This window comes from Erythrobacter sp. QSSC1-22B, from assembly GCF_001678665.1.
In the GTDB taxonomy this organism is placed as follows: domain Bacteria; phylum Pseudomonadota; class Alphaproteobacteria; order Sphingomonadales; family Sphingomonadaceae; genus Qipengyuania.
In genome coordinates, this window is record NZ_LZRP01000008.1 from 78,150 (window position 1) to 101,588 (window position 23,439).

Below are 23,439 nucleotides of genomic sequence, written 5' to 3' on the forward strand. Positions count from 1 at the left end.
CAATGACGATGCCTGGGTGGGATATGATCGAGAGCATCATTCCGCCGCCTCCATCGCCGCTTCCTCGCGCTCGGCCTCCAGCGCCTGCAGCGCGGTCTCGTAATCGAGCGGCATCACCTTCTTGAACTGCCGCAGCGCAGAGTCCCAATCGGCCAGCAAGGCATCCGCCCGCGCCGAGCCGGTGTGCAGCAGGTGTCGCTCGACCAGCACGCGCAACCGTGCGGCATCGTGATAGAGCGGGTCGCCCATGCCTGTGTCCTCGACCGAGCGGGCGCGCTGCTGTGGCTCGCCCCAGCTGTTCTGCGCACCCTGACCTTCGCCCGGCTCGATGGGACGGATATCGACCTGCGCGCGGTTGCACAGCGCGGTGAAGCTGTCGTCGGGGTCGTAGACATAAGCCACGCCGCCGCTCATCCCCGCGGCGAAATTGCGCCCCGTCGGGCCGAGCACGCAGACCACGCCGCCGGTCATATATTCGCAGGCGTGGTCGCCGGTCCCCTCGACCACCGCGACGGCGCCCGAATTGCGCACCGCGAAGCGTTCGCCCGCGACCCCGGCGAAGAAGGCCTCGCCGGCGATCGCGCCGTAGAGCACGGTATTGCCGACGATGATGTTGTCGCTCGCCTCGCGGGTCACGTGCTGCGGCGGCCTGACCACGATGCGCCCGCCCGAGAGCCCCTTGCCGACATAGTCGTTGGCATCGCCGGTCAGTTCGAGCGTGACGCCATGCGCCAGCCAGGCGCCGAAGCTCTGCCCGGCGACCCCGGTAAGGGAGATGCGGATGGCGTCGGGCGCGAGCCCGCGATGGCCATGCGCCTCGGCGATCCGGCCCGACAGCATCGCCCCGACGCTGCGGTTGACGTTGCGGACCGTGCGTTCGAGGACCACCGGCTTGCCGTCCACAATCGCGGGCTGGCAGGCCGCGATCAGTTCGCGGTCCATCGCCGCGCCGAGCCCGTGGTCCTGCGTTCCGGTCTGGCGCAGCGGCGCATCGGGTACGCGCTCGACCGAGGCAAGCAGCCGCGACAGATCGACACCCTTGGCCTTCCAGTGCCGCGCGACCCGGTGGGTGTCGATCAGATCGACCCGGCCGATCATGTCCTCGACGCGGCGGAAGCCCATCTCGGCCATGATTTGGCGCAGTTCCTCGGCTACGAAGAAGAAGTAGTTGATGACGTGTTCGGGGGTGCCGGTGAAGCGCTTGCGCAGCACCGGATCCTGCGTCGCCACGCCCACCGGGCAGGTGTTGAGATGGCATTTGCGCATCATGATGCAGCCCGCGGCGATCAGCGGCGCGGTGGCGAAGCCGAATTCGTCTGCGCCCAGCAGCGCGCCGATCGCGACATCGCGCCCGGTGCGCAGGCCGCCATCGACCTGCACCGCGATGCGGCTGCGCAGATCGTTGAGCAACAGCGTCTGCTGGGTTTCGGCGAGGCCGATTTCCCACGGGCTGCCGGCATGCGTCAGGCTGGTCAGCGGGCTAGCGCCGGTGCCACCCTCGTAGCCCGAGATGGTGACATGGTCGGCCTTGCACTTCGAGACCCCCGCCGCGACCGTGCCGACCCCGACCTCGCTCACCAGCTTGACCGAAATCCGCGCTTCGGGCTGGACGTTCTTGAGGTCGTGGATCAGCTGCGCGAGATCCTCGATCGAATAGATGTCGTGATGCGGCGGCGGCGAGATGAGGCCCACCCCCGGGGTCGAATGGCGCACCTTGCCGATGGTCTTGTCGACCTTGTGGCCGGGCAATTGTCCGCCCTCGCCGGGCTTGGCACCCTGCGCCATCTTGATCTGGATATCGTCGGAATTCACGAGATATTCGGTGGTTACTCCGAAGCGGCCGCTGGCGACCTGCTTGATCCGGCTGCGCATCGAATCGCCATTGGCCATGGGGACGAAGCGGTCGGGTTCTTCGCCGCCTTCGCCGGTGTTCGAACGCGCGCCGATGCGGTTCATCGCGATCGCCAGCGTGGTGTGCGCCTCGCGGCTGATCGAGCCATAGCTCATCGCCCCGGTGCTGAAGCGCTTGACGATCTCGGCGGCGGGTTCGACCTCGTGGAGCGGAATCGGCTGGTCGAGCGTGTGCAATTCCATCAGCCCGCGGATCGTCAGCAGCCGTTCGGACTGCTCGTTGATGGCCTTCGCGAAAGCGGCGTAATTGTCGGGCTTTTCGCCGCGCACCGCGTGCTGGAGATTGGCGATCGTCTCGGGGGTCCAGGCGTGGTCTTCGCCGCGCAGACGGTATTGGTAGATGCCGCCGGGATCGAGCATGGTGCGGTAGATCGGCGCATCGCCATAGGCCATCGCGTGGCGCCGCACCGCTTCCTCGGCGACCTGTTCGAGCCCGGCGCCTTCGATGGTGGTCGAGGTGCCGGTGAAATAGGCATCGATGAAACTGCTCGACAGCCCGACCGCGTCGAAGATCTGCGCTCCGCAATAGGATTGGTAGGTCGAGATGCCCATCTTGGACATGACCTTGAGAATGCCCTTGCCCACCGCCTTGACGTAATTGTCGCGGACCTTTTCGGGCGCGAGTTCGGGCAGCCGGTCGGCGCGCAGGCTCTCGAGCGTCTCGAGGGCGAGATAGGGGTTGATAGCTTCGGCGCCGTAGCCGGCCAGCACGCAGAAATGGTGGACCTCGCGCGCTTCGCCGGTCTCGACCACCAGCCCGGTCTGCATCCGCAGACCTTGGCGGGTGAGCTGGTGATGGACCGCGGCGGTGGCCAGCGCGGCAGGCATGGGGATGCGGTCAGGGCCCTGCAGTCGGTCCGACAGGATCAGGATGTTGTGATCCTGCAGCACTGCCTCGGTCGCGGCCCAGCACATCTCCTTGATCGCCATCGCCAGACCCCCGGCGCCAGATGCGGCGTCCCAGGTACAGTCGATCGTCGCAGTGCGGAACGCCCCGTCGAGCGCCGCTTCGACCGAACGGATCTTCCCAAGATCCTCATTGGTGAGGATCGGCTGGCTGACCTCGAGCCGCTTGTGCAGCCCGGCGTCGCGGCCCAGCAAATTGGGGCGCGGGCCGATCATCGACAGCAGGCTCATCACCAGCTCTTCGCGGATCGGATCGATCGGCGGGTTGGTGACTTGCGCGAAGTTCTGCTTGAAATAGTCGTAGAGCAGCCGCGGACGGTCGCTCAGCACAGCGATCGGCGTGTCGGTTCCCATCGAACCGATCGGATCCTGACCCGATTCCGCCATCGGCTCGAGGAAGCGCGTCAGGTCCTCCTGCGTATAGCCGAAGGCCTGCTGGCGATCGAGCAGCGTGGTGGTGGCCGTCGGGAACTCCGACAGCTCGGGCGCGATATGCTCGATGTCCTCGAGCTTGAACTGCGCCTGTTCGAGCCATTTCTCGTAAGGATGCGCCGCCGCCAGCTCGGCCTTGAGCTCGGCATCCTCGATGATGCGGCCTTCGTCGAGATCGATCAGCAGCATCTTGCCCGGCTGCAACCGCCATTTGCGTACGATGTCCGCTTCGTCGATCGGCAGCACGCCGCTCTCGCTGGCGAGGATGACGTGGTCGTCCTTGGTTACGCAATAGCGCGCCGGGCGCAGGCCGTTGCGATCGAGCGTGGCGCCGATCTGGCGCCCGTCGGTGAAGCACACCGCCGCCGGCCCGTCCCAGGGCTCCATCAGCGCGGCGTGGTATTCGTAGAAGGCGCGCCGCGCGGGATCCATCAGCGCATTGCCCGCCCAGGCTTCGGGCATCAGCATCATCATCGCATGGGCGAGGCTGTAGCCCCCGACCAGCAGCAGCTCGAGCGCGTTGTCGAGACAGGCGGTGTCCGACTGGCCATGCGGGATCAGCGGCCACATCTTGTCGAGATCGACCCCGAGCAGCTCGCTTTCCATCGTCCGGCGACGCGCGTTCATCCAGTTGACGTTGCCGCGAACCGTGTTGATCTCGCCGTTGTGCGCGGTGAAGCGATAGGGGTGCGCGAGCCGCCAGCTGGGGAAGGTGTTGGTGCTGAAGCGCTGATGGACGAGGCCGAGCGCCGAGACGCAGTCGGGATCGCGCAGATCGTTGTAGAAGCTTTCGACCTGATGCGCGAGCAGCAGGCCCTTATAAACGATGGTGCGGCTCGAGAAGCTCGGGATATAGGCCTGCGTCAGGCCGGGGATGCCGTGCTTTTCCGCCAGCCGGGCGAGCGGGTTTAGGGTCTGCTTGCGGATCACGACCAGCTTGCGTTCGAAGGCATCCTGGTCGGCGCAGTCGGGGCCGCGCCCGACGATGCACTGGCGCATGATCGGCATCGAATCGATCACCGCCTGGCCCAGGCCCTCGTGCGTGGTGGGCACATCGCGCCAGCCGAGCACGCGCTGGCCTTCCTTGACGACGAACTTCTCGAGCTGGTCGACCACGAATGTGGCCGCCTCGCCCTCGCGCGGCAGGAAGCATTGCGCGACGCCGTAATCGCCGGGTGAGGGGAGGTCGATGCCTTCGCTTTGCGCCCATTTGCGGAACAGCGGGTCGGGAACCTGCAACAGGATACCCGCGCCGTCGCCGAGCAGCGGATCGGCGCCGACCGCGCCGCGATGATCGAGGTTGCCGAGGATTTCCAGCGCGCGGGTGACGATCGAATGGCTTTTGTCGCCACGGATATGCGCGACCATGCCGACGCCGCAGGCGTCGTGCTCGTTGCGCGGATCGTAGAGCCCGCCGGCGGGCGGGGGGGCCGATAGAGTCATTCGCTTCCTTCACACCGTCCGGCCCGTCGGAAGCGCGGGGCTTCCGGGGGACCTGACTGCTGGCGCGCCGGTCGCAGCGCTGCCGGATTGTCGTGAGGCACCGTCATGACAATGCGAATGCGATTTTGCAACCGCGAGGGGCGAAGGAAAGTTTCGTGTCCGGCAAGTTTTGCGTAACAGCCTTGCCGAACTGTGCGCTGCTCAGGACTTGCGGCTGACCCTGTCGAGCTTGTCGAGCGCGTTGCGCAGCCCGGCACGAGGGTCGTCGGCTTGCTCGTTGCGCGGTTCACCGGGCGCACCACGATCGCGGTCCGCTTCGCGGCGCAGGAAGGCGATCACCGGATCGCCGGACTGTTCTGTGGGGCCGGATGCAGGCTGCGGGTCCGCGGGGGCTGCAAGGTCCGAAGCCGATCGCGAGCGCTGCGCGGCCAGCGCGGCATCGAAACGGGCGACCAGTTCGGAGAGCGAAGCCGCCGCAAGATCGCGCGGCGGCGATTGCAGGGTTTCCGGCGCTTCGGCGGGGTCTGCCGAGCGCGGATCCTCGTCGAACCGGGGCTCGGGTTCGGCGGGAATATCTTCGTATTCGGCTTCCTCGATCAGTTCGGGCCCGTCGCGCTCAGGTCCTTCGCGATCAGGCCCGCCGAAATCGGGCTCATCGAAATCGGGACCTTCCCGATCGGTATCCCGCGGTTCGGTGCCAATGTGCTCGTGCTCGGGCTCCGGCCAGGCTTCGAGATTGGGTTCCAGTTCGTGCTCTTCGGCAACCGGTTCGGCGCGGGACCAGTCCTCGAGCGGATCCTCGTCGAAATTGCGGCGCTGGACGCGGGGGAGCCCGGCGACCAGCCGATCGGCGGCGAAGCGGTCCAGATCGTCATCCCCGTCGGCCGAAGGTGCTTCGGTTTCTTCCGCGGCGACGGTTTCCGCTTCGGCTGCGTCTTCAAGGCGGATTTCGCTTGCCTGCAGGATGCGCTCGACCGGGTCCTCGGCGAGCCCTTCTTCGGCAGCCTGCTCCTCGGTGATCTGCTCCTCGGGAAGCGGCTCTTCGCGTTCGCTCAGGCTGTGGCGTCGGGCCAGCCGCGCCGGGACCGCGCCCACGGTCTCGCCGGTGCCCTCGCCTGTCGCCGAATCGTCGCGACCGGCCATGTCCGTGGATGCCTCTTCGGCCACTTCTTGCATCGTCGTTTCGTCGTCATCGGCGAGCCAGGGAGAATCCTGTGCCGGTTCGGCCGCTTCGCTCTGGGTCTGCGCTGTGGTCTGCCCTGCGGCCTGCACCCGGCGGACACGCGCCGCGATTGCCAAGCCCAGCAGCGCACCGAGCAACGCGGCGACAGCGCTGATGGCCAGACGCGCGGTGTCGCCCAGCGGCGGTGCGGCAGCGGGCACCAGATTGGCGAGCCCGGTTCCCACCACCAGCCCTTCGAAATTCGCGGGCGGCACGACGAAGGTGCCCAGCCCGAGCAGGGCGGCGAACCACAGCGCCACGATCACCGGAAAGGCCGGATGCGCGGTAAACGGTTTGGTGGTGCGGCTGGCGCCCATAGTCGCGTCGTTCTCTTTGTTATGCCTCAGGATACCGCTATCGGGCGGTACGCGAGAGGTTCTTGTCCGATTTGCGCCCTAGCAGGCTTAGGTAAACGGCCTGATAACGATGAAGATTATGCGCCCAGTCGTGATGCGCTGCAACCTGCGCTCGGGCCCTTTCACGCATCGCGTCCCATTCGCTGCGGGAATCGAGCAGATCGGCGAGCGCATCGGCGCAACCTTGCGGATCGTCGGGCGGGAACAATATCCCGGTGCGGCCATCCTCGATCAGCTCGCGATGCCCGCCGACATCGGATGCCGCGACGATGCGCTGCTGCGCCATCGCCTCGAGCGGCTTCAACGGCGTGACCAGATCGGTCAAACGGCTGCGCTTGCGCGGATAGGCGAGCACGTCGATCAGCGAATAATAGCGCTCCACCTCGGAATGCGGGACCCTGCCGGTAAAGACGATGCCATCGGCGGCGGGGCTGGCGGCGGCGCGCGCGCGCAAGGCCTCGTCCATTGGTCCGCCGCCGACCAGCAGCAGCCGCGCCCGCGGATGGCGTGCCCGCAGCAATGGCAGCGCAGCGATCAGATCGTCGAGGCCCTCGTAATCGTAGAAACTGCCGACGAAGCCGATCACCGGGCCGCCATCCAGCCCCAGCTCGTCGGCCAGCGCATCGTCGCGCACTGGCGGATCGCCGAACAGCGCCAGATCGACGCCATTGGGCGACAGCCCGATCTTGCCTCCATCGTGGTCGCGCGCGACCAGATCGTCGCGCAGGCCTTCGCAAATGGTGAACACCGCATCCGCCCCCGCGACTACGCGGTTTTCCAGCGCGCGGGTCAGCCGGTATTTGAGCGATCCGGGCCGGCCGGTGCCGTTGCCGACCGCGGCATCTTCCCAGAAGGCACGGATTTCATAGATGAAGGGCAGGTTGAGCCGGTGCGCGGCGCGCAGGCCCGCCATGCCGGTAAGCGCGGGCGAATGCGCATGGATGATATCGGGCCGCCAGCTGTGCGCTGCCTGTTCGATGGCCCGGCGCAAGCCCTCGATCTCGTTCCATTCGCGAACACCGGGCCATTCGCGAAAGCCCGGCGGGCCCGAGGGCAGCGTCGGCGCGCGGAAGAAGGTCAGCCCCTCGGCCTCTTCCATGCTTACGCCCTCGGAAGGCATCGCGGAGGCATCGCCGCCCTGCCGCGGCCCTGTGAGCCCGCGCACCTCCATCCCCGCAGCGATCTGGCTTTTCATGATCGCGCGCGTACGAAAGGTGTAGCCGGAATGCAGCGGCAGCGAGTGGTCGAGGATATGCAGAACTCTGGTCATCGGGCTATGCTGTTGCACAACAGGCTTAACGCCCCGTCAACCGCGATGGCCTAGGGCGGGGCCGACCGCGCGCACACCGCGCCTTGCAAGAGACGCAGTATTTGATCGACTATTTCGCCCTTGCCCTGACCCACGGCCTGCTGCTGATCGCGCTGTTGCGGCTGATCGGGCGCGAGGACGTCGATATCGATCCCCCGGTCTCCGACGAAGAACCGGAGCCCGTCGCACCTGCACAACCGCCCGTGAGCGGCGCCGCGGCGCGACGCGCGGCGCGAAAGCGGCGGCGCAATGCTTGATCTGGCGCTCTTCGCATTCGTCCTGGCGTTTCTGGCGCTTGGGATCGCGCGCCCTTTTCTGTGGGTGCTTGCCTATATCTATATCGACATCCTCGCGCCGCAGAAGATCGGCTGGACGCTCTCGCCCGCGCTCCCGATCTCGCTGATTGCATTCTGCGCTGCCTTTGCCGGCTGGCTGCTGACCGATTCGAAGAAGGAGACGAGGATACACTACCGCCAGGGGCTGATGGTGGCGCTGCTGCTCTATTGCGCCTTTACCACCACGCTATCCGCCTTTCCGGTCGAGGCGGCGCACAAATGGAGCTGGGTGTGGAAAGCGCTGGTGTTTGCGATCTTCCTGCCATTCACGCTCACCACCAGAACGCGGATGGAAGCGCTGCTGGTGACCGTCGTGCTGACGTTGGGTGCGATCGTCATTGCCACCGGGATGAAGACCGTGCTCGGCGGGGGCGGCTACGAAAGCCTCTATTTCTTCGTCAACGACAATTCGGGCATCTACGAAAGCTCGACCCTGGCCACGGTTTCGATCGGCTCGATCCCGCTGGTCCTGTGGTTGATGAAGCACGGCACTATCTTCCTTCCCGACTGGCGGGTGAAACTGTTCGGCTATGGGGTGATCTTTTCCTGCCTGCTGATCCCGGTGGGGACCGAGGCGCGCACCGGGCTGGTGTGTATCGCGGTGCTGGGCGTGCTGATGCTGCGCGATGTGAAGAACCGCATCCTCTATCTGCTCGGCGCCGGCGTGCTCGCTATCGCGGCGCTGCCATTCCTGCCGCAAAGCTATTACGAACGCATGGCCACCATCGGCAGTCACGATGGCGATGCCTCGGCGTCGACCCGGGTCGCGGTGTGGAACTGGACGCTGGACTATGTCGCCGAGCACCCGCTCGGGGGCGGGTTCGATGCCTACCGCGCCAACAGCTTCACCTATATGATGCCGGTGCGGACCCAGCAGGGCAATTCGATCGCGGTCGATTATGTCGAGGTCACCGACAAGGGCCGCGCGTTCCATTCGGCCTATTTCGAGCTGCTCGGCGAACAGGGCTATCCCGGCTTTCTGATCTGGATCGCGCTGCAGATAACCGGCCTGATTCAGATGGAGAAACTTCGCCGCCGCTATCGCAAGCGCGACGGGCCACGCGCCGCATGGAAGGCCGATCTCGCCAGCGCGCTGCAGGCGGCGCAGATCGTCTATCTGGTCGGCGCAACCTTCCAGGGAATCGCCTATCAGCCGGTAATCTATCTGTTCCTTGGGCTGCAGATCGCATTGTGGACCTATTGCGCGCGGCGCGAATCGGCGCAGCCGCAGGAATCCGACAGCGGTCGCGAGGCCAAGCGTGCGCGGCGCCGGCGTGACCCGCCGCAACGCGACCCCGCCTTGCCGTAAGGGCAGCATTCGCGCGGTTGCGCGCGCCTTTGCCATCCGCCATGACGATCCGCGACCGCGTGGGGCTTCCCGCGCGCAATTTGCGTATTCAGAGGAGAGGCATATGACCCCGCAGGACATGGCAACCAAGGCCGGCGAACATCTCGGCACCAGCGAATGGGCCGAGATGAGCCAGGAGCGCATCAACCAGTTCGCCGAGGCGACCGGCGATCACCAGTTCATCCATATCGACGAGGAAAAGGCCAAGCTGACCCCGTTCGGCGGGACCATCGCCCACGGCTTCCTGACCCTGTCGATGATCCCCTATCTGTCCGCCAATTCCGACCTGCCCAAGGTCGATGGCGTGAAAATGGGCGTCAATTACGGTGGCAACAAGACGCGCTTCATCAGCCCGGTGAAATCGGGCAAGCGCATCCGTGGCCACTGGAAGCTGGTCGATCTGACCGAGAAGCGCCCCGGCCAGTGGCAGCAGACCAGCGAGATCACCATCGAGATCGAAGGCGAGGACAAGCCCGCCCTGATCACCGAATGGATCATGCAGTTCTTCGTCTGATCGCGCCCCTTCCCGGCGACATCATCACGACTCAATTTTGAAAGGATTTCCCATGCGCGACGCAGTCATCGTATCCACCGCCCGCACCGCCATCGGCCGCGCCTACAAGGGCGGCTTCAACGACACCACCGGCCCGACTCTGGGCTCCTACTCGCTCAAGGCCGCGATCGAGCGCGCCGGTGTCGAATCCGACCTTATCGACGATGTGGTGTGGGGCGCCGCGCTCCAGCAGGGCACGCAGGCGGGCAATCTCGCGCGTCAGGTCGCGCTGCGCGCCGGCTGCCCGATCGGCACCAGCGGCATGACGATCGATCGCCAGTGTTCCTCGGGCCTGATGGCCATCGCCACCGCGTCGAAGCAGGTCACGCTCGACCGCATGGACGTGGTCGCCGCCGGCGGGCAGGAATCGGTCAGCCTGGTGCAGACCAAGGAAATGCGGGTCATGCCCGATCCCGAGCTGATCGCGATGCACGGCGCGATCTACATGCCGATGCTGCAGACCGCCGAAACCGTTGCCCAGCGTTATGGCATCAGCCGCGAGGCGCAGGATGAATACGCGCTCCAGTCGCAGCAGCGCACCGCCGCGGCGCAGGAAGCGGGCCGCTTCGACGCCGAAATCGTGTCCGTCAGCACCACCCACAAGGTCAAGGACAAGGAGACCGGCGAGGTTTCGGACCACGAGATCACCATTGCCAAGGACGAAGGCAACCGTCCGCAGACCAACCTCGAAGGCCTGTCCTCGCTGCAGCCGGTCATGGGGCCTGGCACCAGCATCACCGCGGGCAATGCCTCGCAACTGTCCGACGGTTCGTCGGCCAGCGTGATCATGGAAGCCAAGCTGGCCGAGCAGAAGGGCTTGCAGCCGCTGGGCCGCTATATCGGCATGGCGGTTGCGGGCACCGAGCCCGACGAAATGGGCATCGGTCCGATCTTCGCCATTCCCAAGCTGCTCAAGCGCTTCGACCTCAAGGTCGAGGATATCGGGCTGTGGGAACTGAACGAGGCGTTCGCGGTGCAGGTGATCTATTGCCGCGACAAGCTGGGGATCGACAACGACAAGCTCAACGTCAACGGCGGCTCGATCTCGATCGGTCACCCCTATGGCATGACCGGCGCGCGCTGCGTCGGCCACACGCTGATCGAGGGCAAGCGTCGCGGCGCGAAATACGGCGTCGTCACCATGTGCGTCGGTGGCGGCATGGGCGCAGCGGGCCTGTTCGAGATCTTCTGATGGATTGAGGCTGGGTGGGGGTTCGGCGCTTCAATTGACGCGCCGAACCCCCACCCTGACCCCTCCCCGTTGGGGAGGGAAGCTTCGCACCTAAGAATTCAGCCGTGCGCGGCGATGAATTCCTCGACCACCGGAGCGATCTTGTCGCGCCAGCGGCTGCCGTTGAAGATGCCGTAATGGCCCGCGCCTTCGGCCATGAAATAGCGCTTCTTCGAGGCGTCGAGATTGGGGGTCAGCTCGAGCGCCGCACGGGTTTGACCCAGCCCCGAAATGTCGTCGCGTTCGCCCTCGATCGCCAGCAACGCGGTCTTGGTGAGCGCGCCCAGATCGACCAGCCGGTCGCGATGGGTGAAGGTGTTGTTGGGGATCGAGTGCTCCTGGAACACCTCAACCACCGTCTGGAGGTAGAATTCCGCGGTCATGTCGCAGACCGAGCGGTATTCCTCGTAGAAATCCTTGGTCGCCTGCGCGCTCTCGTCGTCGCCCGCGTTGATGTGTTTGAACATCTCGTAATGGCTTTTCATATGGCTGCCGAGGTTCATGCTCATGAAGCTCGCGAGCTGGAGGAAGCCCGGATAGACCCGCCGCCCGGCGCCGCGATGCTGCATCGGCACGGTTACGATCACCGTCTGGCGGAACCACTCGATCGGGCGATCCATCGCCATGTCGTTGACCGAGGTCGGCGAGCAGCGGGTGTCGATCGGCCCGCCCATCATGGTCAGCGTGGCGGGTGCACAGGGGTGGGAATCCCGGTTCATGATCGCGGTCGCGGCAAAGACCGGCACCGACGGCTGGCACACCGCCATCACATGCGCGTTTTCGCCAATATGCTCGAGAAACTCGATCACATAGTCGATATAATCGTCGAGATCGAAGCTCCCCTCGTGAAGGGGGACGGTCTTGGCATCGGCCCAGTCGGTGACATAGACCTCGTAATTCTCGATCATCCGCTCGACCGTGCCGCGCAGCAGCGTGGCGTAATGCCCGCTCATCGGGGCCACGATCAGCAGCCGGGGCGCGTCCTCGGGGAGGCTCTCGCGGCGGAATCGCTTGAGATCGCCGAACGGCTTGTTGAGTACCGTCGCTTCGACCACGCGGTCGTCCTTGCCGTCGATTGCCACGGTCTCGATGCCCCAGGCGGGTTTGCCGCGCGGGGCCGAGGCGTGGGCGAAGACCTCGAGCGCGGAGGACGCGATCGGTCCCAGCCCGAGATAACCGGACGGGCCGGTATAATTTGCCGGATTGGCCGGGTTGGTCATCATCTCGGCGCCGATGGCGGCCCAGGCGCTGGCACTCGAAAGCCAGCTGCGTTGCAATTCATAAGCGTGGTAAAGCATTGGTTTCCCCTGCAAACGCCTTGTCCTGACGTCCAGACATTGTGGCAAGGTGGCGCTTTGGCGCCCATTGTGCAATGCACAATCGCCCGCGTCCTCCCATGCGCGCCGTCGCGGAAACCCTCGGGCAAGCCATCTAAACCCGGCGAACAAACTCCGGGAGTGGATGGATTTCGGCGACGCGGGAGCCTAGGTGAGTTCCATGGACGGTGCACAGATGAACGAAAGCGTTCCCCGCGAAGAATTCCAGCGTGCCAGCCGTGAAGGCGAGCCGCCCAAGGCGCGTTCGATCAGGCCGCTGTTCATGGTCTGGCGCGCCGCGCTGGCCTATCCGGGCTATCTCGCGCTGGCGTCGCTGGCGCTGCTGATCACCGCCGCTGCGACCCTGGCGATCCCCGCCGGGTTCAAGCTCATCATCGATCAGGGCTTTGCCGCAGGCGCCGATCCCGATGCGATCGGACGCTGGTTTCGCTACCTGCTGCTGATCGTGCTGGTGCTGGCGGGCGGCACGGCGATGCGGTTCTATTTCGTCAGCTGGCTGGGCGAACGGGTGGTCGCGGATATCCGCCTCAGCACCCATCGCAACCTGATGCGTCTGGCGCCCGATTTCTACGAGGAGAACTCGCCCAAGGAAATCTCCAGCCGGATGACCAGCGATACCACGCTGATCGAACAGGTCGTGGGCACCACCGTCTCGGTGGCCTTGCGCAACCTGCTGATGGCGATCGGCGGGACGACCTACATGTTCTATCTGGTCCCGCAGCTGACGCTGGGGCTGATCCTGATCATTCCGGCCATCGTCGTGCCGCTCACCTATTTCGGGCGGCGGTTGCGCACGGTCAGCCGCACCAGCCAGGACCGGGTGGCGGATATCGGCGCGATGGTCACCGAAGTGCTCTCGGCGATGAAGATCGTCCAGGGTTTCAACCAGCAGGAGCGCGAAAGCGAACGGTTCGGCGGCGCGGTGGAGCAGACCTTCACCGTAGCCCGCCGCAGGATCCTGATCCGCGCGGCGATGACCTCGATCATCATCCTGTTCGTCTTTGGCGGGATTACCATCCTGATCTGGCGCGGCGCCACTGCGGTGGCCGAGGGCACGATCACGGGCGGGACCATCGCGGCATTCGTCCTGACCGCAGGGCTGGTCGCGGGCGCCTTCGGCTCGCTCACCGAAGTCTATGGCGACCTGCTGCGCGGGGCCGGCGCGGCGAGCCGGATCGCCGAGCTGCGGCACGAGCGCCCCACCGTCGCCGCGCCCGAACGGCCGCAGGCGTTGCCGGTACCGCCGCGCGGCAGCCTGTCGTTCCGCAACGTCACCTTCCGTTACCCGACCCGCCCGGAAATCGCGGCGCTTGCCGATTTCACTCTCGAGGTCGAACCGGGCGAGACGGTGGCCATCGTCGGCCCCTCGGGAGCGGGCAAATCGACCATCTTCCAGCTCGCCGAGCGGTTCTACGACCCGCAGGCGGGCACAATCCGCCTCGATGGCGTGCCACTGACCAGCGCCGATCCGTATGCGGTGCGCGAACGGATCGCGATGGTGCCGCAGGATGGCGTGCTGTTCAGCGCCAGCGCGCGCGACAACATCCGCTACGGTGCCTGGGATGCGACCGAGGAAGATCTGTGGGAGGCCGCACGGGCGGCCAATGCGGCGCAATTCCTCGAAGCCCTGCCCGATGGGCTCGACACCTATCTTGGCGAGAACGGCACGCGGCTGTCCGGCGGGCAGCAGCAGCGGCTCGCCATCGCCCGCGCGGTGTTGCGCAATGCGCCGATCCTGCTGCTCGACGAGGCAACCAGCGCGCTCGATGCCGAAAGCGAGCGGCTGGTGCAGGATGCGCTCGATCATCTGATGCGCGACCGCACCACTTTGGTCATCGCCCACCGGCTCGCCACCATCCGCGCCGCCGACCGCATCGTGGTGATGGAAGACGGCCGCATCGTCGAGCAGGGCACCCACGCCCAGCTTTCGGCCGGGGGTGGGCTCTATGCCCGTCTCGCGACGCTCCAGTTCGGGCTCGAAAGCGCCTGAACCAGCCAAGCGCTCGACGGGTGACTGAGCCTGCCCGACCAACAGATTTTGCGTTCGGACAGCCAACGGCTAGGCTCGGCGACACGGTCCGCGGCGCTGCATGCGCGCGGGCGGTCGCACTTTCTGGAGACTAACAGATGATCCGTACCCTTCTCGCTGGTGGCGCCAGTGCCATCGCGCTTGCCGTGGCCGCACCGGCATTCGCCCAGACGCAGGACGAAACTGGCAGCGCCGCCGCCGCTGCCGAACCCGCCACTCCGACGATGAGCTTCGGCGATTGGGGTTTCGATCCGGAATATCTCTCTGAAGATATCGATCCGGGCGACGACTTCTTCGGCTTCGCCAACCAGACCTGGCTCGACGCCAACCCGCTGCCGCCCGAATTCGGACGCTTCGGCGCGTTCAACCTGTTGCGCGAAAAGTCGACCGTGGATGTGAAGGCGCTGGTCGACGAGCTGGTGGCCAAGGACTCCGCCACGTTGTCCGGCGACGAGCGCCGCATCGTCCAGGCCTATCAAACCTATATGGACACCGCCGCGATCGAGGCCGCCGGTCTCGCCCAGGCGCAGAGCTATCTCGACACCATCAAGGGCGCCGAGACTCTGGCCAGCCTGGTGACGGTGTGGAGCTCGCCGGGCTACGCCACTCCGCTGGGCGGCTATGTGACCGTCGATGCCAAGGAGCCGGATCGCTATTCGGCCCATATCGGTGCGGGCGGGCTCGGACTGCCCGATCGTGACTATTATCTCGACGAGACCGAGAAGGGCGTCGAAATCCAGCAGAAGTACCGCGACTATCTCGCCTTCCTGCTGGGCGAAGCGAGCTACGCCGAGCCCGCCGCGATGGCGCAGGCGGTCTATGATTTCGAGGACCGGATCGCGCGCACTGTTTCCTGGGACCGGGCGGTGCGCCGCAATCGCGACCTGACCTACAATGCCGTCACCCCTGCGGAATTGGGCGAGATGGCGGGCGGCTTCCCCGTCGCCGCAATGCTCGAAACCACCGGTTTCGCCGCAACCGACCGCTTCGTCATCGGCGATCTGCCGCCGACCCCTGAGGAGGCGGAACGGCTCGGCCTGACCGAGGAGGTGCTCGCCAAGATCGGCGGCGGCACGCCCGCGATGATGCGCTTGCTGGTCGATACGCCGGTGGAAGTGCTGCAGGCCTGGACGGTCAAGGAGTTCCTCGAGAACAACGCCGCGATCCTGCCAAGCCGCTTCGACGAGGCTGATTTCGCCTTCTTCGGCCAGACCCTGCAGGGAACGCCCGAGCAGCGCGCCCGCTGGAAGCGCGCCATCGGCGAGACCGAAGGGCTGATGGGCGAACTGCTCGGCAAGAGCTATGTCGCGCGCTATTTCCCGCCCGAGAACAAGGCGGCGATGGACGAGCTCGTCGCCAATCTCCGGATCGCGGTCGCGCAGTCGATCGACGATATCGAGTGGATGGGTGACGAGACCAAGGTGCAGGCGCTCGCCAAGCTCGACAGCTTCGATCCCAAGATCGGCTATCGCGAGAATCTGGAAACCTACGAGGGCCTCGAGATTACCCTGGGCGATCCGCTCGCCAACCGCATGGCGGCGGCCAAGTGGCAGTGGCAGGACAATCTGGCCAAGCTGGGCGGTCCGATCGACCGGACCGAGTGGTTCATGCTGCCGCAGACGGTCAACGCCTATTACAATGCGACCAAGAACGAGATCGTCTTCCCCGCTGCCATCCTGCAGCTGCCCTTCTTCGCATTGAGCGCGGATCCGGCGGTGAATTACGGCGCGATCGGCGGGGTGATCGGTCACGAGATCGGCCACGGCTTCGACGATCAGGGTTCGAAATATGACAGCACCGGAATGCTGCGCGATTGGTGGACCGATGCCGATCGCGCTGCCTTCGACGAGCGCGGCACCGCGCTGGTCGAGCAGTATGACGCCTTCTGTCCGCTCGATGAGGGCGAGACCTGCGTCAATGGACGGCTGACGCTGGGTGAGAATATCGGCGATCTGGGTGGCCTCAGCCTCGCCTATCGCGCCTACAAGATCGCGACCGAGGGCAAGGACGTGCCGGTGATCGACGGGCTGACCGGCGATCAGCGCTTCTTCCTCGCCTGGGCGCAGGTATGGCGCTCGGCGCAGCGCGAGGAGACCGCGCGCCAGCGGCTGCGCACCGACAGCCACAGCCCGGAAGAGTTCCGCACCAACGGCGTCGTGCGCAATATGGATGCCTGGTACGAGGCCTTCGGCGTGACCCCGCAGGACGAACTCTACCTGCCGCCGGAAGAACGCATCACCATCTGGTAAGCGCGCGCGGCGACGAGCGGATCGCGCGGTGCGCGATCCTGAAAGCAAAAAAGGGGGTGCCGGTCGCTTGACTTGGCACCCCCTTTCTTCATGGCGCCACAACCATGGACAACACACTCACCGCCATCCTGCTCGGCATCCTCGAAGGCCTGACCGAGTTCCTTCCGGTCAGCTCGACCGGACATCTGATTCTCGCGCAGGCATGGTTCGGTTATGACCCCGACCAGTGGCAGCAGTTCAACATCGTGATCCAGCTCGGCGCGATCCTGGCGGTGGTGGTCAGCTATCGGGAGCTGTTCTGGAAGATGGGTACCGGCCTGCTGCGGCGGGATACCGAATCGGTGCGCTTCACCCGCAACATCTTCCTCGGGTTCCTCCCCGCCGCGTTCATCGGGCTGCTGGCCAAGGATGCGATCGACGTGATGCTCGGCGCGCCGCTGGTGGTCGCGGTGGCGCTGGTGGTCGGAGGCGTGCTGATCCTCGTCCTGGAACGGATTATTCCGGAGCGCGAGGACAAGGGCGTCGCGGCGCTTTCGGCCAAGACCGCGCTGACGATCGGGCTGGTTCAGTGTCTCGCGATGATCCCCGGCACCAGTCGCTCGGCATCGTCGATCCTGGGGGCGCTGGCGATGGGCGTGGGCCGCAAGACCGCGGCCGAATTCTCCTTCTTCCTCGCGGTGCCGACCATGCTCGGCGCCGCGACGGTCAAGATCCTCGACGACCCCGCGCTGCTCGCGGGCGAGGCGACGATCGGCTGGAGCGAGATCGCGCTTGGCTTCACCGCCGCCTTCCTGGTGGCGCTGGTGATCATCCGCGCCTTCGTCGCCTTCGTCAGCAAGCACGGTTTCTCGCCGTTTGCCTGGTACCGGATCGTGATCGGCAGCGCCTTCATCTACTGGCTGATGGCCTGACAGGCGCCAGCGCGGACCGAGCATTTCGCGAACGGTTCGTCGCAATCATGGCCGAATCAAGGCCATAAGGCTTGCAACGCGGTGTCATCTGTCGCAGTGGAGGGCACGAGCCGAATCCGCGTTGCGGACCGCTCAAAATCAAGGGGAAATATCATGAAGAGCATTTTCAAGACCTCGATGGTCGTTTCGGTCGCCGCCCTCAGCCTGGGCCTCGCCGGTTGCGACAGCGCCGCCGAAGACCAGATGGAAGCTGAAGCCGACGTTGTCGACGCTCAGGCCGACGTGATCGAAGAAGAAGCCGATCTCGCCGCCGAGCAGGGCATGGAAGGCGAAGAAGAAATGCTGGATCAGGAAGCCGACGCGGTCGAAGACCAGGCTGACATGATCGACGATCAGGCCGGCGAAGTCGAATAATCCTGGTTTAATCTAGGTTAGGAAAACCGGCTCCGGATCGCTTCGGAGCCGGTTTTTTCTTGCCCGTCAGACCGGTGCGGCGCCGCTCCCGCGCCCGCCGCGCAGGAGATATTCCTGCGTGCCACGGTTGAGCACATTGTCGACATCGATCACCGCCGAATTGGCGTAGGTGAAGGCGGGCGGCAGGTTGCGATAGAGACGGTCGAAATCGCGCTCCACCGTCTGGCGGTAGAGATCCTCGAAGCTCTCGATCACGAAATAGGTCGGCTGCAGATCGCTGATCACGTAATCGGTGCGCATCACCCGGTCGACGTTGAGCATGATGCGGTTGGGGCTCTTCGCCTGGGTGGCATAGACGACCTCGGTCGGGCCCGAGAGGATCCCCGCGCCATAGGCCTTGATGCCATCGGCTTCCTCGATCAGCCCGAACTCCACCGTATACCAGTAGAGCGCACCGAGCGCTTTCAAGCGGTTGTAGCGCATCGCCTTCCACCCGGCCTTGCCGTATTCCTGCATATAGTCGGCAAAGGTTGGATCGGTGAGCATCGGCACATGCCCGAAGACATCGTGGAAGACATCGGGCTCCTGGATATAGTCGAAGGTCTCGCGCGTGCGGATGAAATTGCCCGCCGGGAAACGGCGGTTGGCGAGGTGCCAGAAGAACACGTGATCGGGGATCAGCATGGGTACGGGTACGACGCTCCAGCCCGTGAGCTTGCCCAGATCCGCGCTCATCGCCGCGAAATCAGGGACTCCGCCCTTGCCCAGATCGAGCTTGTCGAGCCCCGCCATAAAGGCGCTCGCAGCGCGGCCGGGGAGGACCTCCATCTGGCGGGAGAAGAGATCGTCCCAGATCGCATCGTCTTGCGACGTGTAATCGGTCTGCTTGGGCTCGAGCCAGTCCTCACCGAGATGTTCGGGTCGCCGCAGCGGTGCGGTGAAGACCTCCTCAGGCATCTCGGGAAGGCGGCTGAAATCCTGTTCTTTGATCGCGGTTGTGGCCATGCGCCCTATCTAGCGATTACCGGGGCCGCTTACAAATCAGGCGGCCAAATCAGGTGGCCAAATCAAGCGGCGCGTTCGAACACTGCCGCCATGCCCTGCCCACCGCCGATGCACATCGTCTCCAGGCCGTAGCGGACCTCGCGGCGCTGCATCTCATGCGCCATATCGGCAAGAATGCGCAGCCCGGTCGCGCCGATGGGGTGGCCGAGCGAGATGCCCGAGCCGTTGACGTTGAGGATGTCGCGGCGGGAATCGTCCTCGCTCCAGCCCCAGCCCTTGAGCACCGCGAGCACTTGCGGCGCGAAGGCTTCGTTCAGTTCGACCAGCCCGATATCTTCCCAGCCCATCCCGGTGCGCGCGAACAGCCGCTCGACCGCGGGGACCGGGCCGATCCCCATCCGGCTCGGGTCGCAACCCGCCGCGCTCCAGCTGTGGAACCACAGGATCGGCTCGAGCCCGAGTTCCTCCACCTTGTCCTCGGCCACTACCAGGCAGGCGGCGGCAGCGTCGTTCTGCTGGCTGGCGTTGCCCGCAGTGACGATCGCTGCGGGATCGCGCTTGCCATCGATGGCGCGCAAGGCCCCCAGAGATTCTAGATCCGCATCGGCGCGAAAGCCTTCGTCCTGCGCGAACACCAGCGGATCGCCGCGGCGCTGCGGGATTTCGACCGGCACCAGTTGCTCGTCGAACCGGCCTGCTTCCCATGCGGCGGCCGCGTTGCGGTGCGAGCGGACCGCAAATTCATCTGCCGCCTCGCGCGAGATATCGTAATCCTTCGCGAGGTTCTCGGCGGTCTCGATCATCCCGCTGATCACCCCGAAGCGCTCGATCGGCTGGCTCATCAGCCGTCCGCGCGTCAGGCGGTCCCACAACTGGAGATCGCCCATTCGAGCGCCATGGCGCGCCGCCGTGGTGTAGTGTTCGACATTCGACATGCTCTCGACCCCGCCGGCGAGCACGCAATCCGCGACGCCGGTCTGGACCATCATCGCCGCGGTCGCGACCGCTTGCAGCCCTGAGCCGCAACGCCGGTCGAGCTGGAAACCGGGCACCTCGATCGGCATGCCTGCAGCGAGCCAGCTCCAGCGCCCGATCGCGGGGGCCTCGCCGCTGCCATAGCCCTGGCTGAAGACGACATCGTCGACGCGGGCGGGATCGACGCCGCTGCGCTCGACCAGCGCCTTGATGATGATCGCGCCCAGCGCACCCGCCTCGAGCGGGGCGAGCGTGCCGAGGAACTTGCCCACCGGGGTGCGGAGCGGCTTGCAGATGGCGACTTTTCTCATGGGATTACCTTTTATCGATCCGAAAGGCGGGCGATGTCGCGATCGACCAGATCGCCGATCGCGCCCGAGGACAGGCCGAGCCGTTCGGCCAGCACCTGCTCGGTGTGTTCGCCCAGAAAGGGAGCGGCGGCGGGTTCGCCCGCTTCCTCGCCCGGCAGGTTGGCGAAGCTGCGCGGCGCGGGATAGGCGAAGCCGCTGGGGTTTGCACTGGTCTGTGCGAACAGCGGATTGTCCGCGACCAGCACCGGGTCGTTCGCGGCTTCATAGGCGGTACGATAGCGTTCGAAAGTTGTGCCTTCGGCGGCCATCCGGGTTTCGAGCTCGGCGTAATCCATGCCATCGGCGACCGACTGGAATAGCTCGAACAGCGCCTGTCGGTGTTCGAAGCGCGGGCGGTCGCCATCGGCGAAGCGGACCCCGAGCCGCTGTTCGAGTTCGGCGATCGGCGCCTCGATGGCGAAGGCGCGGATGAGACCGTCCCATTGCTTGGCGGTCAGCGCCGCGACCATGAAGCGCACCCCGTCGCGGCTGCGGAAATCGCGGCCGAAGGCGCCCCAGATGGCGTTGCCGAGCCGCTCGCGGTCGCCGCCGCGATAGAGCATTTCCGCCATCGCGCCCGAATTGGCCAGCGTACCGATCGCGACATCGCCCAAGGGCACGCGCAGCTCGTTGCCCTGCCCGGTCGCATCGCGGTGGCGCAGCGCCGCGAGCAGCGCAAAGGCGCAATAGGCCCCGGTGATGAAATCCCACGCAGGCAACACCTGATTGACCGGCGGAGCGGTGGCCTGATCCCAGTCATCCGGACCGCACATGAGCGGATACCCGCTCGCGGCGTTGACGGTGAAATCCATCGCCTGGCGCCCATCGTGCCAGCCCATGATCCGTACGCTGACCAGCTCGGGCGCGCCCTCGGGCCGCCCCGCGCTCATCGCCGCATGGCTGAGGAAGCTCTGCTCGGGCAGGTTGGTGATGACATTGCCGGTCGTCCCCGCGAGCGTCACCAGCAGCTCGCGCCCTTCCGCGCTGCGCAGATCGAGCGCGACCGATTTCTTCGCCCGGTTGAGGTTCTCCCAGCTGAGCGAGCGGCCTTCCTTGGTCAGCATGTAGCGGTCGTAATCGAGCCCGCCCGCCTTGTGATCGACGCGGATCACCTCTGCGCCCATTTGCGCGCAATAGAGCCCGGCGGTGGGCGAGGCGACGAAGCTCGAGGCTTCGACGATCGAGAGTCCCTTGAGGAGTCCGTACACGCCTAGCGCTCGATCCCGGCGGCGAAATCGCGCAACATGTGCTTGGCGATCTGGAGCTGGAGGATCTGCGTGGTGCCTTCGTAGATGCGATAGATCCGGGCATCGCGGAAGAACCGCTCGGCATCGTATTCGGCGAGATAGCCCGCGCCGCCGTAGATCTGGACCACCCGGTCGACCACCCGGCCGCACATCTCGCTGGCGAAGACCTTGAAGGCTGCGGCCTTGCGGATGACGTTCTCGCCGCGGTCGGCGCGCGCGGTGACATCGGTCATCATGCATTCGGCGGCGTAGATCTCGGTCTCGCTCTCGGCGAGCATCTGCTGGATCAGCTGGAAATTGGCGATGGGTTCGCCGAAAGCCTTGCGCTCGGTGGCGTATTTGAGCGCCGAATCGAGCGCGCGGCGGGCGTAGCCGGTCGAGGCGGCGCCCACTGAAATGCGCCCGTTGTCAAGGCTCATCATCGCGAAGCGGAAACCCTGGCCGGTCTCTTCGCCGAGCAGCGCATCGCCGGGCACATGGACATCGTCGAGCATGATATCGGCGATATGGCTGCCAGCCTGTCCCATCTTCTTGTCGGGGCTGCCGACCGACATTCCCGGCGTGTCCATCGGCACGATGAAGGCGCTGACATGCGCGTTCTTGGGCATCGCGTCCTTCTCGGTGCGCGCCATGATCAGCGCGACATCGGCATGCGGGGCGTTGGTGATGTAGCGCTTGGAGCCGTTGATGATCCAGCCATTGCCGTCCGGATCGGGCCGTGCGGTGGTCTGCATGGCAGCACTGTCGCTACCCGATCCCGGCTCGGTCAGCCCGAAACAGGCGATCTTGCCCTCGGCGAGCTGGGGCCACCATTCGGCCTGCTGCGCCGGCGTGCCGCCGTTCTTGAGCGCCGAATTGAACATTCCGATGTTGATCGAGAAGATCGAGCGATAGGCGGGAGCCGCATAGCTCATCGCCTTGACCGTCCGCGCGTATTGCGTGGTGTTGAGCCCCGCGCCGCCATGGTCCTCGGGGATCGAGAGCCCGAACAGCCCCATGTCCTTCATCTCGGTGAGGATATCCTCGGGGATGCGATCGTTCTCGATCATCTCGCGCTCGGCGGGGATCAACCGTTCGCGGACATAGCGTTCGAGCTGGTCGTGGAACTGTTCGAAGGTATCCGGATCCATTCCGGGATTCATGGTCATTCGTCTTCCCCCTCGGGTGCGGGTGCGGGTGCGGGTACGGGTTCGGCGGCGGGTTCGGTCGCGGCGGGTGCCGGCTCCTCTGCGAGCACCTCGGCCGGGGTCTGGCGCTCGTCGATCATCGCGGCGGCTTCGTCGAGCGCGCGCGCCTCGCCCACGGTCACCCCGCCCGGGCCCGGATCATTGTCCGATGGGCCGCAGGCAGCAAGCGCCGGCATCAGCGCCAGCACGGGAACCAGGAAAGGCGCGCGCATAGGCTTATTCTTCGATCATCGCATCGGCGGCAGCGGCGGCGTTGGCAGCAGCGTTTTCGCTCGCTTCCTCGATTTCCTGTTCCTGCGCGACGGCGGCGGGTGCGGTGGTGCGCACGGGCTCGCTCTCGACCGTATTGGCCTGCGGATCCATGACCGGTGCTTCGTCGAGGCCTTCGAGCGCTTCGTTGGCGGGCATTTCGACCGTGTCGGCTTCGGCTTCCATCGAAGCGTCGTCGGTGTCGCCGCAGGCGGCGAGGGTCAGCGTGGCGAGGGCGGCGGCGCCCACGAGGGCGAGGCGAGTGTTCATGGGGCGGGTCTTCATGGCATGTCTCCAGTCGATCGGGCGCAGCGGGATGCCGCACCGTAGCTGTGTGGCGGTGTTAATCGGTCCGGGGGGGCAGGGCCAAGGGGAAAATCTTTCCCGCTGTTGCGTCCTGGGGTCTTTCCCTTTGGCCCCCGCCTCTGGCACAGGCCTGC

Annotated in this window: 18 protein-coding genes; 8 read left to right on the plus strand and 10 right to left on the minus strand. The window is 65.7% G+C overall.

Annotated features, from left to right (window positions below; all coding sequences use genetic code 11):
- Positions 1 to 36: 36 nt before the first annotated feature.
- From gltB to A9995_RS13280, 3 genes are all read right to left on the minus strand, one after another.
- A complete protein-coding gene (gene gltB, locus A9995_RS13270) occupies positions 37 to 4,692 on the minus strand; it encodes a glutamate synthase large subunit (RefSeq protein ID WP_067613801.1) in 4,656 nt (1,551 codons plus the stop codon).
- Positions 4,693 to 4,893: 201 nt separating this feature from the next.
- Complete coding sequence (locus tag A9995_RS13275; RefSeq protein WP_067613803.1) at positions 4,894 to 6,231, minus strand: hypothetical protein; 1,338 nt, start codon at positions 6,229 to 6,231, stop codon at positions 4,894 to 4,896.
- 37 nt (positions 6,232 to 6,268) lie between these two features.
- Entirely contained in the window at positions 6,269 to 7,540 is a 1,272-nt protein-coding gene (locus A9995_RS13280) for a TIGR04063 family PEP-CTERM/XrtA system glycosyltransferase (RefSeq protein WP_067613806.1), read from the minus strand.
- A gap of 101 nt (positions 7,541 to 7,641) precedes the next feature.
- Between A9995_RS13280 and A9995_RS13285 the strand changes: the two genes are divergently transcribed.
- The 4 genes from A9995_RS13285 (at position 7,642) to A9995_RS13300 (ending at position 11,007) form a co-directional block, all read left to right on the plus strand.
- Positions 7,642 to 7,836 (plus strand): hypothetical protein, encoded by a 195-nt coding sequence (locus tag A9995_RS13285; RefSeq protein ID WP_067613808.1) that lies wholly within the window; start codon positions 7,642 to 7,644, stop codon positions 7,834 to 7,836.
- Positions 7,829 to 9,223, plus strand: a complete 1,395-nt coding sequence (locus A9995_RS13290; protein ID WP_067613810.1) for a putative O-glycosylation ligase, exosortase A system-associated — start codon at positions 7,829 to 7,831, stop codon at positions 9,221 to 9,223. The genes A9995_RS13285 and A9995_RS13290 overlap by 8 nt, the downstream gene beginning before the upstream one ends.
- 103 nt (positions 9,224 to 9,326) lie before the next feature.
- A complete protein-coding gene (locus A9995_RS13295; protein ID WP_067613812.1) occupies positions 9,327 to 9,776 on the plus strand; it encodes a MaoC family dehydratase in 450 nt (149 codons plus the stop codon).
- Positions 9,777 to 9,828: 52 nt separating this feature from the next.
- Positions 9,829 to 11,007 (plus strand): acetyl-CoA C-acyltransferase, encoded by a 1,179-nt coding sequence (locus A9995_RS13300; RefSeq protein ID WP_067613814.1) that lies wholly within the window; start codon positions 9,829 to 9,831, stop codon positions 11,005 to 11,007.
- 98 nt (positions 11,008 to 11,105) lie between these two features.
- On the opposite strand, the gene A9995_RS13305 is transcribed toward A9995_RS13300, so the two are convergent.
- Positions 11,106 to 12,344, minus strand: coding sequence for a polyhydroxyalkanoate depolymerase (locus tag A9995_RS13305; protein ID WP_067613816.1), 1,239 nt, complete (start codon positions 12,342 to 12,344; stop codon positions 11,106 to 11,108).
- Between the two features lie 199 nt (positions 12,345 to 12,543).
- Here A9995_RS13305 and A9995_RS13310 point away from each other — a divergent pair, with 199 nt between their 5' ends.
- From A9995_RS13310 to A9995_RS13325, 4 genes are all read left to right on the plus strand, one after another.
- Positions 12,544 to 14,373, plus strand: a complete 1,830-nt coding sequence (locus tag A9995_RS13310) for an ABC transporter transmembrane domain-containing protein (RefSeq protein WP_369815853.1) — start codon at positions 12,544 to 12,546, stop codon at positions 14,371 to 14,373.
- 137 nt (positions 14,374 to 14,510) lie between these two features.
- Positions 14,511 to 16,661, plus strand: coding sequence for a M13 family metallopeptidase (locus tag A9995_RS13315; protein ID WP_067613818.1), 2,151 nt, complete (start codon positions 14,511 to 14,513; stop codon positions 16,659 to 16,661).
- A 104-nt stretch (positions 16,662 to 16,765) separates the two neighbouring features.
- Positions 16,766 to 17,572, plus strand: coding sequence for an undecaprenyl-diphosphate phosphatase (locus tag A9995_RS13320; RefSeq protein WP_067613820.1), 807 nt, complete (start codon positions 16,766 to 16,768; stop codon positions 17,570 to 17,572).
- A gap of 153 nt (positions 17,573 to 17,725) precedes the next feature.
- Positions 17,726 to 17,986: a hypothetical protein gene (locus A9995_RS13325; protein WP_067613822.1), complete on the plus strand. Its 261-nt coding sequence runs from the start codon at positions 17,726 to 17,728 to the stop codon at positions 17,984 to 17,986.
- 66 nt (positions 17,987 to 18,052) lie between these two features.
- On the opposite strand, the gene phhA is transcribed toward A9995_RS13325, so the two are convergent.
- The 6 genes from phhA to A9995_RS13355 all read right to left on the minus strand — a co-directional run bounded on the left by phhA (position 18,053) and on the right by A9995_RS13355 (position 23,284).
- Positions 18,053 to 18,991 carry a phenylalanine 4-monooxygenase gene (gene phhA / locus A9995_RS13330; protein ID WP_233998215.1) on the minus strand — a complete coding sequence of 313 codons (939 nt, stop codon included), beginning with the start codon at positions 18,989 to 18,991 and terminating at the stop codon, positions 18,053 to 18,055.
- A 62-nt stretch (positions 18,992 to 19,053) separates the two neighbouring features.
- Positions 19,054 to 20,277 carry an acetyl-CoA C-acetyltransferase gene (locus A9995_RS13335; protein WP_067613824.1) on the minus strand — a complete coding sequence of 408 codons (1,224 nt, stop codon included), beginning with the start codon at positions 20,275 to 20,277 and terminating at the stop codon, positions 19,054 to 19,056.
- Between the two features lie 11 nt (positions 20,278 to 20,288).
- Positions 20,289 to 21,524, minus strand: a complete 1,236-nt coding sequence (locus A9995_RS13340; protein WP_067613826.1) for a CoA transferase — start codon at positions 21,522 to 21,524, stop codon at positions 20,289 to 20,291.
- Between the two features lie 2 nt (positions 21,525 to 21,526).
- The gene (locus tag A9995_RS13345) at positions 21,527 to 22,711 is read right to left on the minus strand and encodes an acyl-CoA dehydrogenase family protein (protein ID WP_233998216.1); all 1,185 of its coding nucleotides are present in this window, start codon (positions 22,709 to 22,711) and stop codon (positions 21,527 to 21,529) included.
- The gene (locus A9995_RS13350) at positions 22,708 to 22,962 is read right to left on the minus strand and encodes a hypothetical protein (protein WP_067613828.1); all 255 of its coding nucleotides are present in this window, start codon (positions 22,960 to 22,962) and stop codon (positions 22,708 to 22,710) included. Before A9995_RS13350 ends, A9995_RS13345 begins: the two co-directional genes overlap by 4 nt.
- A gap of 4 nt (positions 22,963 to 22,966) precedes the next feature.
- Complete coding sequence (locus A9995_RS13355; RefSeq protein WP_233998217.1) at positions 22,967 to 23,284, minus strand: hypothetical protein; 318 nt, start codon at positions 23,282 to 23,284, stop codon at positions 22,967 to 22,969.
- Positions 23,285 to 23,439 lie beyond the last annotated feature (155 nt).

Coding starts and splice junctions, on each gene's coding strand:
- gltB (WP_067613801.1), bottom strand. CDS start 4,692: ATGACTCTATCGGCCCCCCCGCCCGCCGGCGGGCTCTACGATCCGCGC.
- A9995_RS13275 (WP_067613803.1), bottom strand. CDS start 6,231: ATGGGCGCCAGCCGCACCACCAAACCGTTTACCGCGCATCCGGCCTTT.
- A9995_RS13280 (WP_067613806.1), bottom strand. CDS start 7,540: ATGACCAGAGTTCTGCATATCCTCGACCACTCGCTGCCGCTGCATTCC.
- A9995_RS13290 (WP_067613810.1), top strand. CDS start 7,829: ATGCTTGATCTGGCGCTCTTCGCATTCGTCCTGGCGTTTCTGGCGCTT.
- A9995_RS13295 (WP_067613812.1), top strand. CDS start 9,327: ATGACCCCGCAGGACATGGCAACCAAGGCCGGCGAACATCTCGGCACC.
- A9995_RS13300 (WP_067613814.1), top strand. CDS start 9,829: ATGCGCGACGCAGTCATCGTATCCACCGCCCGCACCGCCATCGGCCGC.
- A9995_RS13305 (WP_067613816.1), bottom strand. CDS start 12,344: ATGCTTTACCACGCTTATGAATTGCAACGCAGCTGGCTTTCGAGTGCC.
- A9995_RS13310 (WP_369815853.1), top strand. CDS start 12,544: ATGGACGGTGCACAGATGAACGAAAGCGTTCCCCGCGAAGAATTCCAG.
- A9995_RS13315 (WP_067613818.1), top strand. CDS start 14,511: ATGATCCGTACCCTTCTCGCTGGTGGCGCCAGTGCCATCGCGCTTGCC.
- A9995_RS13320 (WP_067613820.1), top strand. CDS start 16,766: ATGGACAACACACTCACCGCCATCCTGCTCGGCATCCTCGAAGGCCTG.
- A9995_RS13325 (WP_067613822.1), top strand. CDS start 17,726: ATGAAGAGCATTTTCAAGACCTCGATGGTCGTTTCGGTCGCCGCCCTC.
- phhA (WP_233998215.1), bottom strand. CDS start 18,991: ATGGCCACAACCGCGATCAAAGAACAGGATTTCAGCCGCCTTCCCGAG.
- A9995_RS13335 (WP_067613824.1), bottom strand. CDS start 20,277: ATGAGAAAAGTCGCCATCTGCAAGCCGCTCCGCACCCCGGTGGGCAAG.
- A9995_RS13345 (WP_233998216.1), bottom strand. CDS start 22,711: ATGACCATGAATCCCGGAATGGATCCGGATACCTTCGAACAGTTCCAC.
- A9995_RS13350 (WP_067613828.1), bottom strand. CDS start 22,962: ATGCGCGCGCCTTTCCTGGTTCCCGTGCTGGCGCTGATGCCGGCGCTT.
- A9995_RS13355 (WP_233998217.1), bottom strand. CDS start 23,284: ATGAAGACCCGCCCCATGAACACTCGCCTCGCCCTCGTGGGCGCCGCC.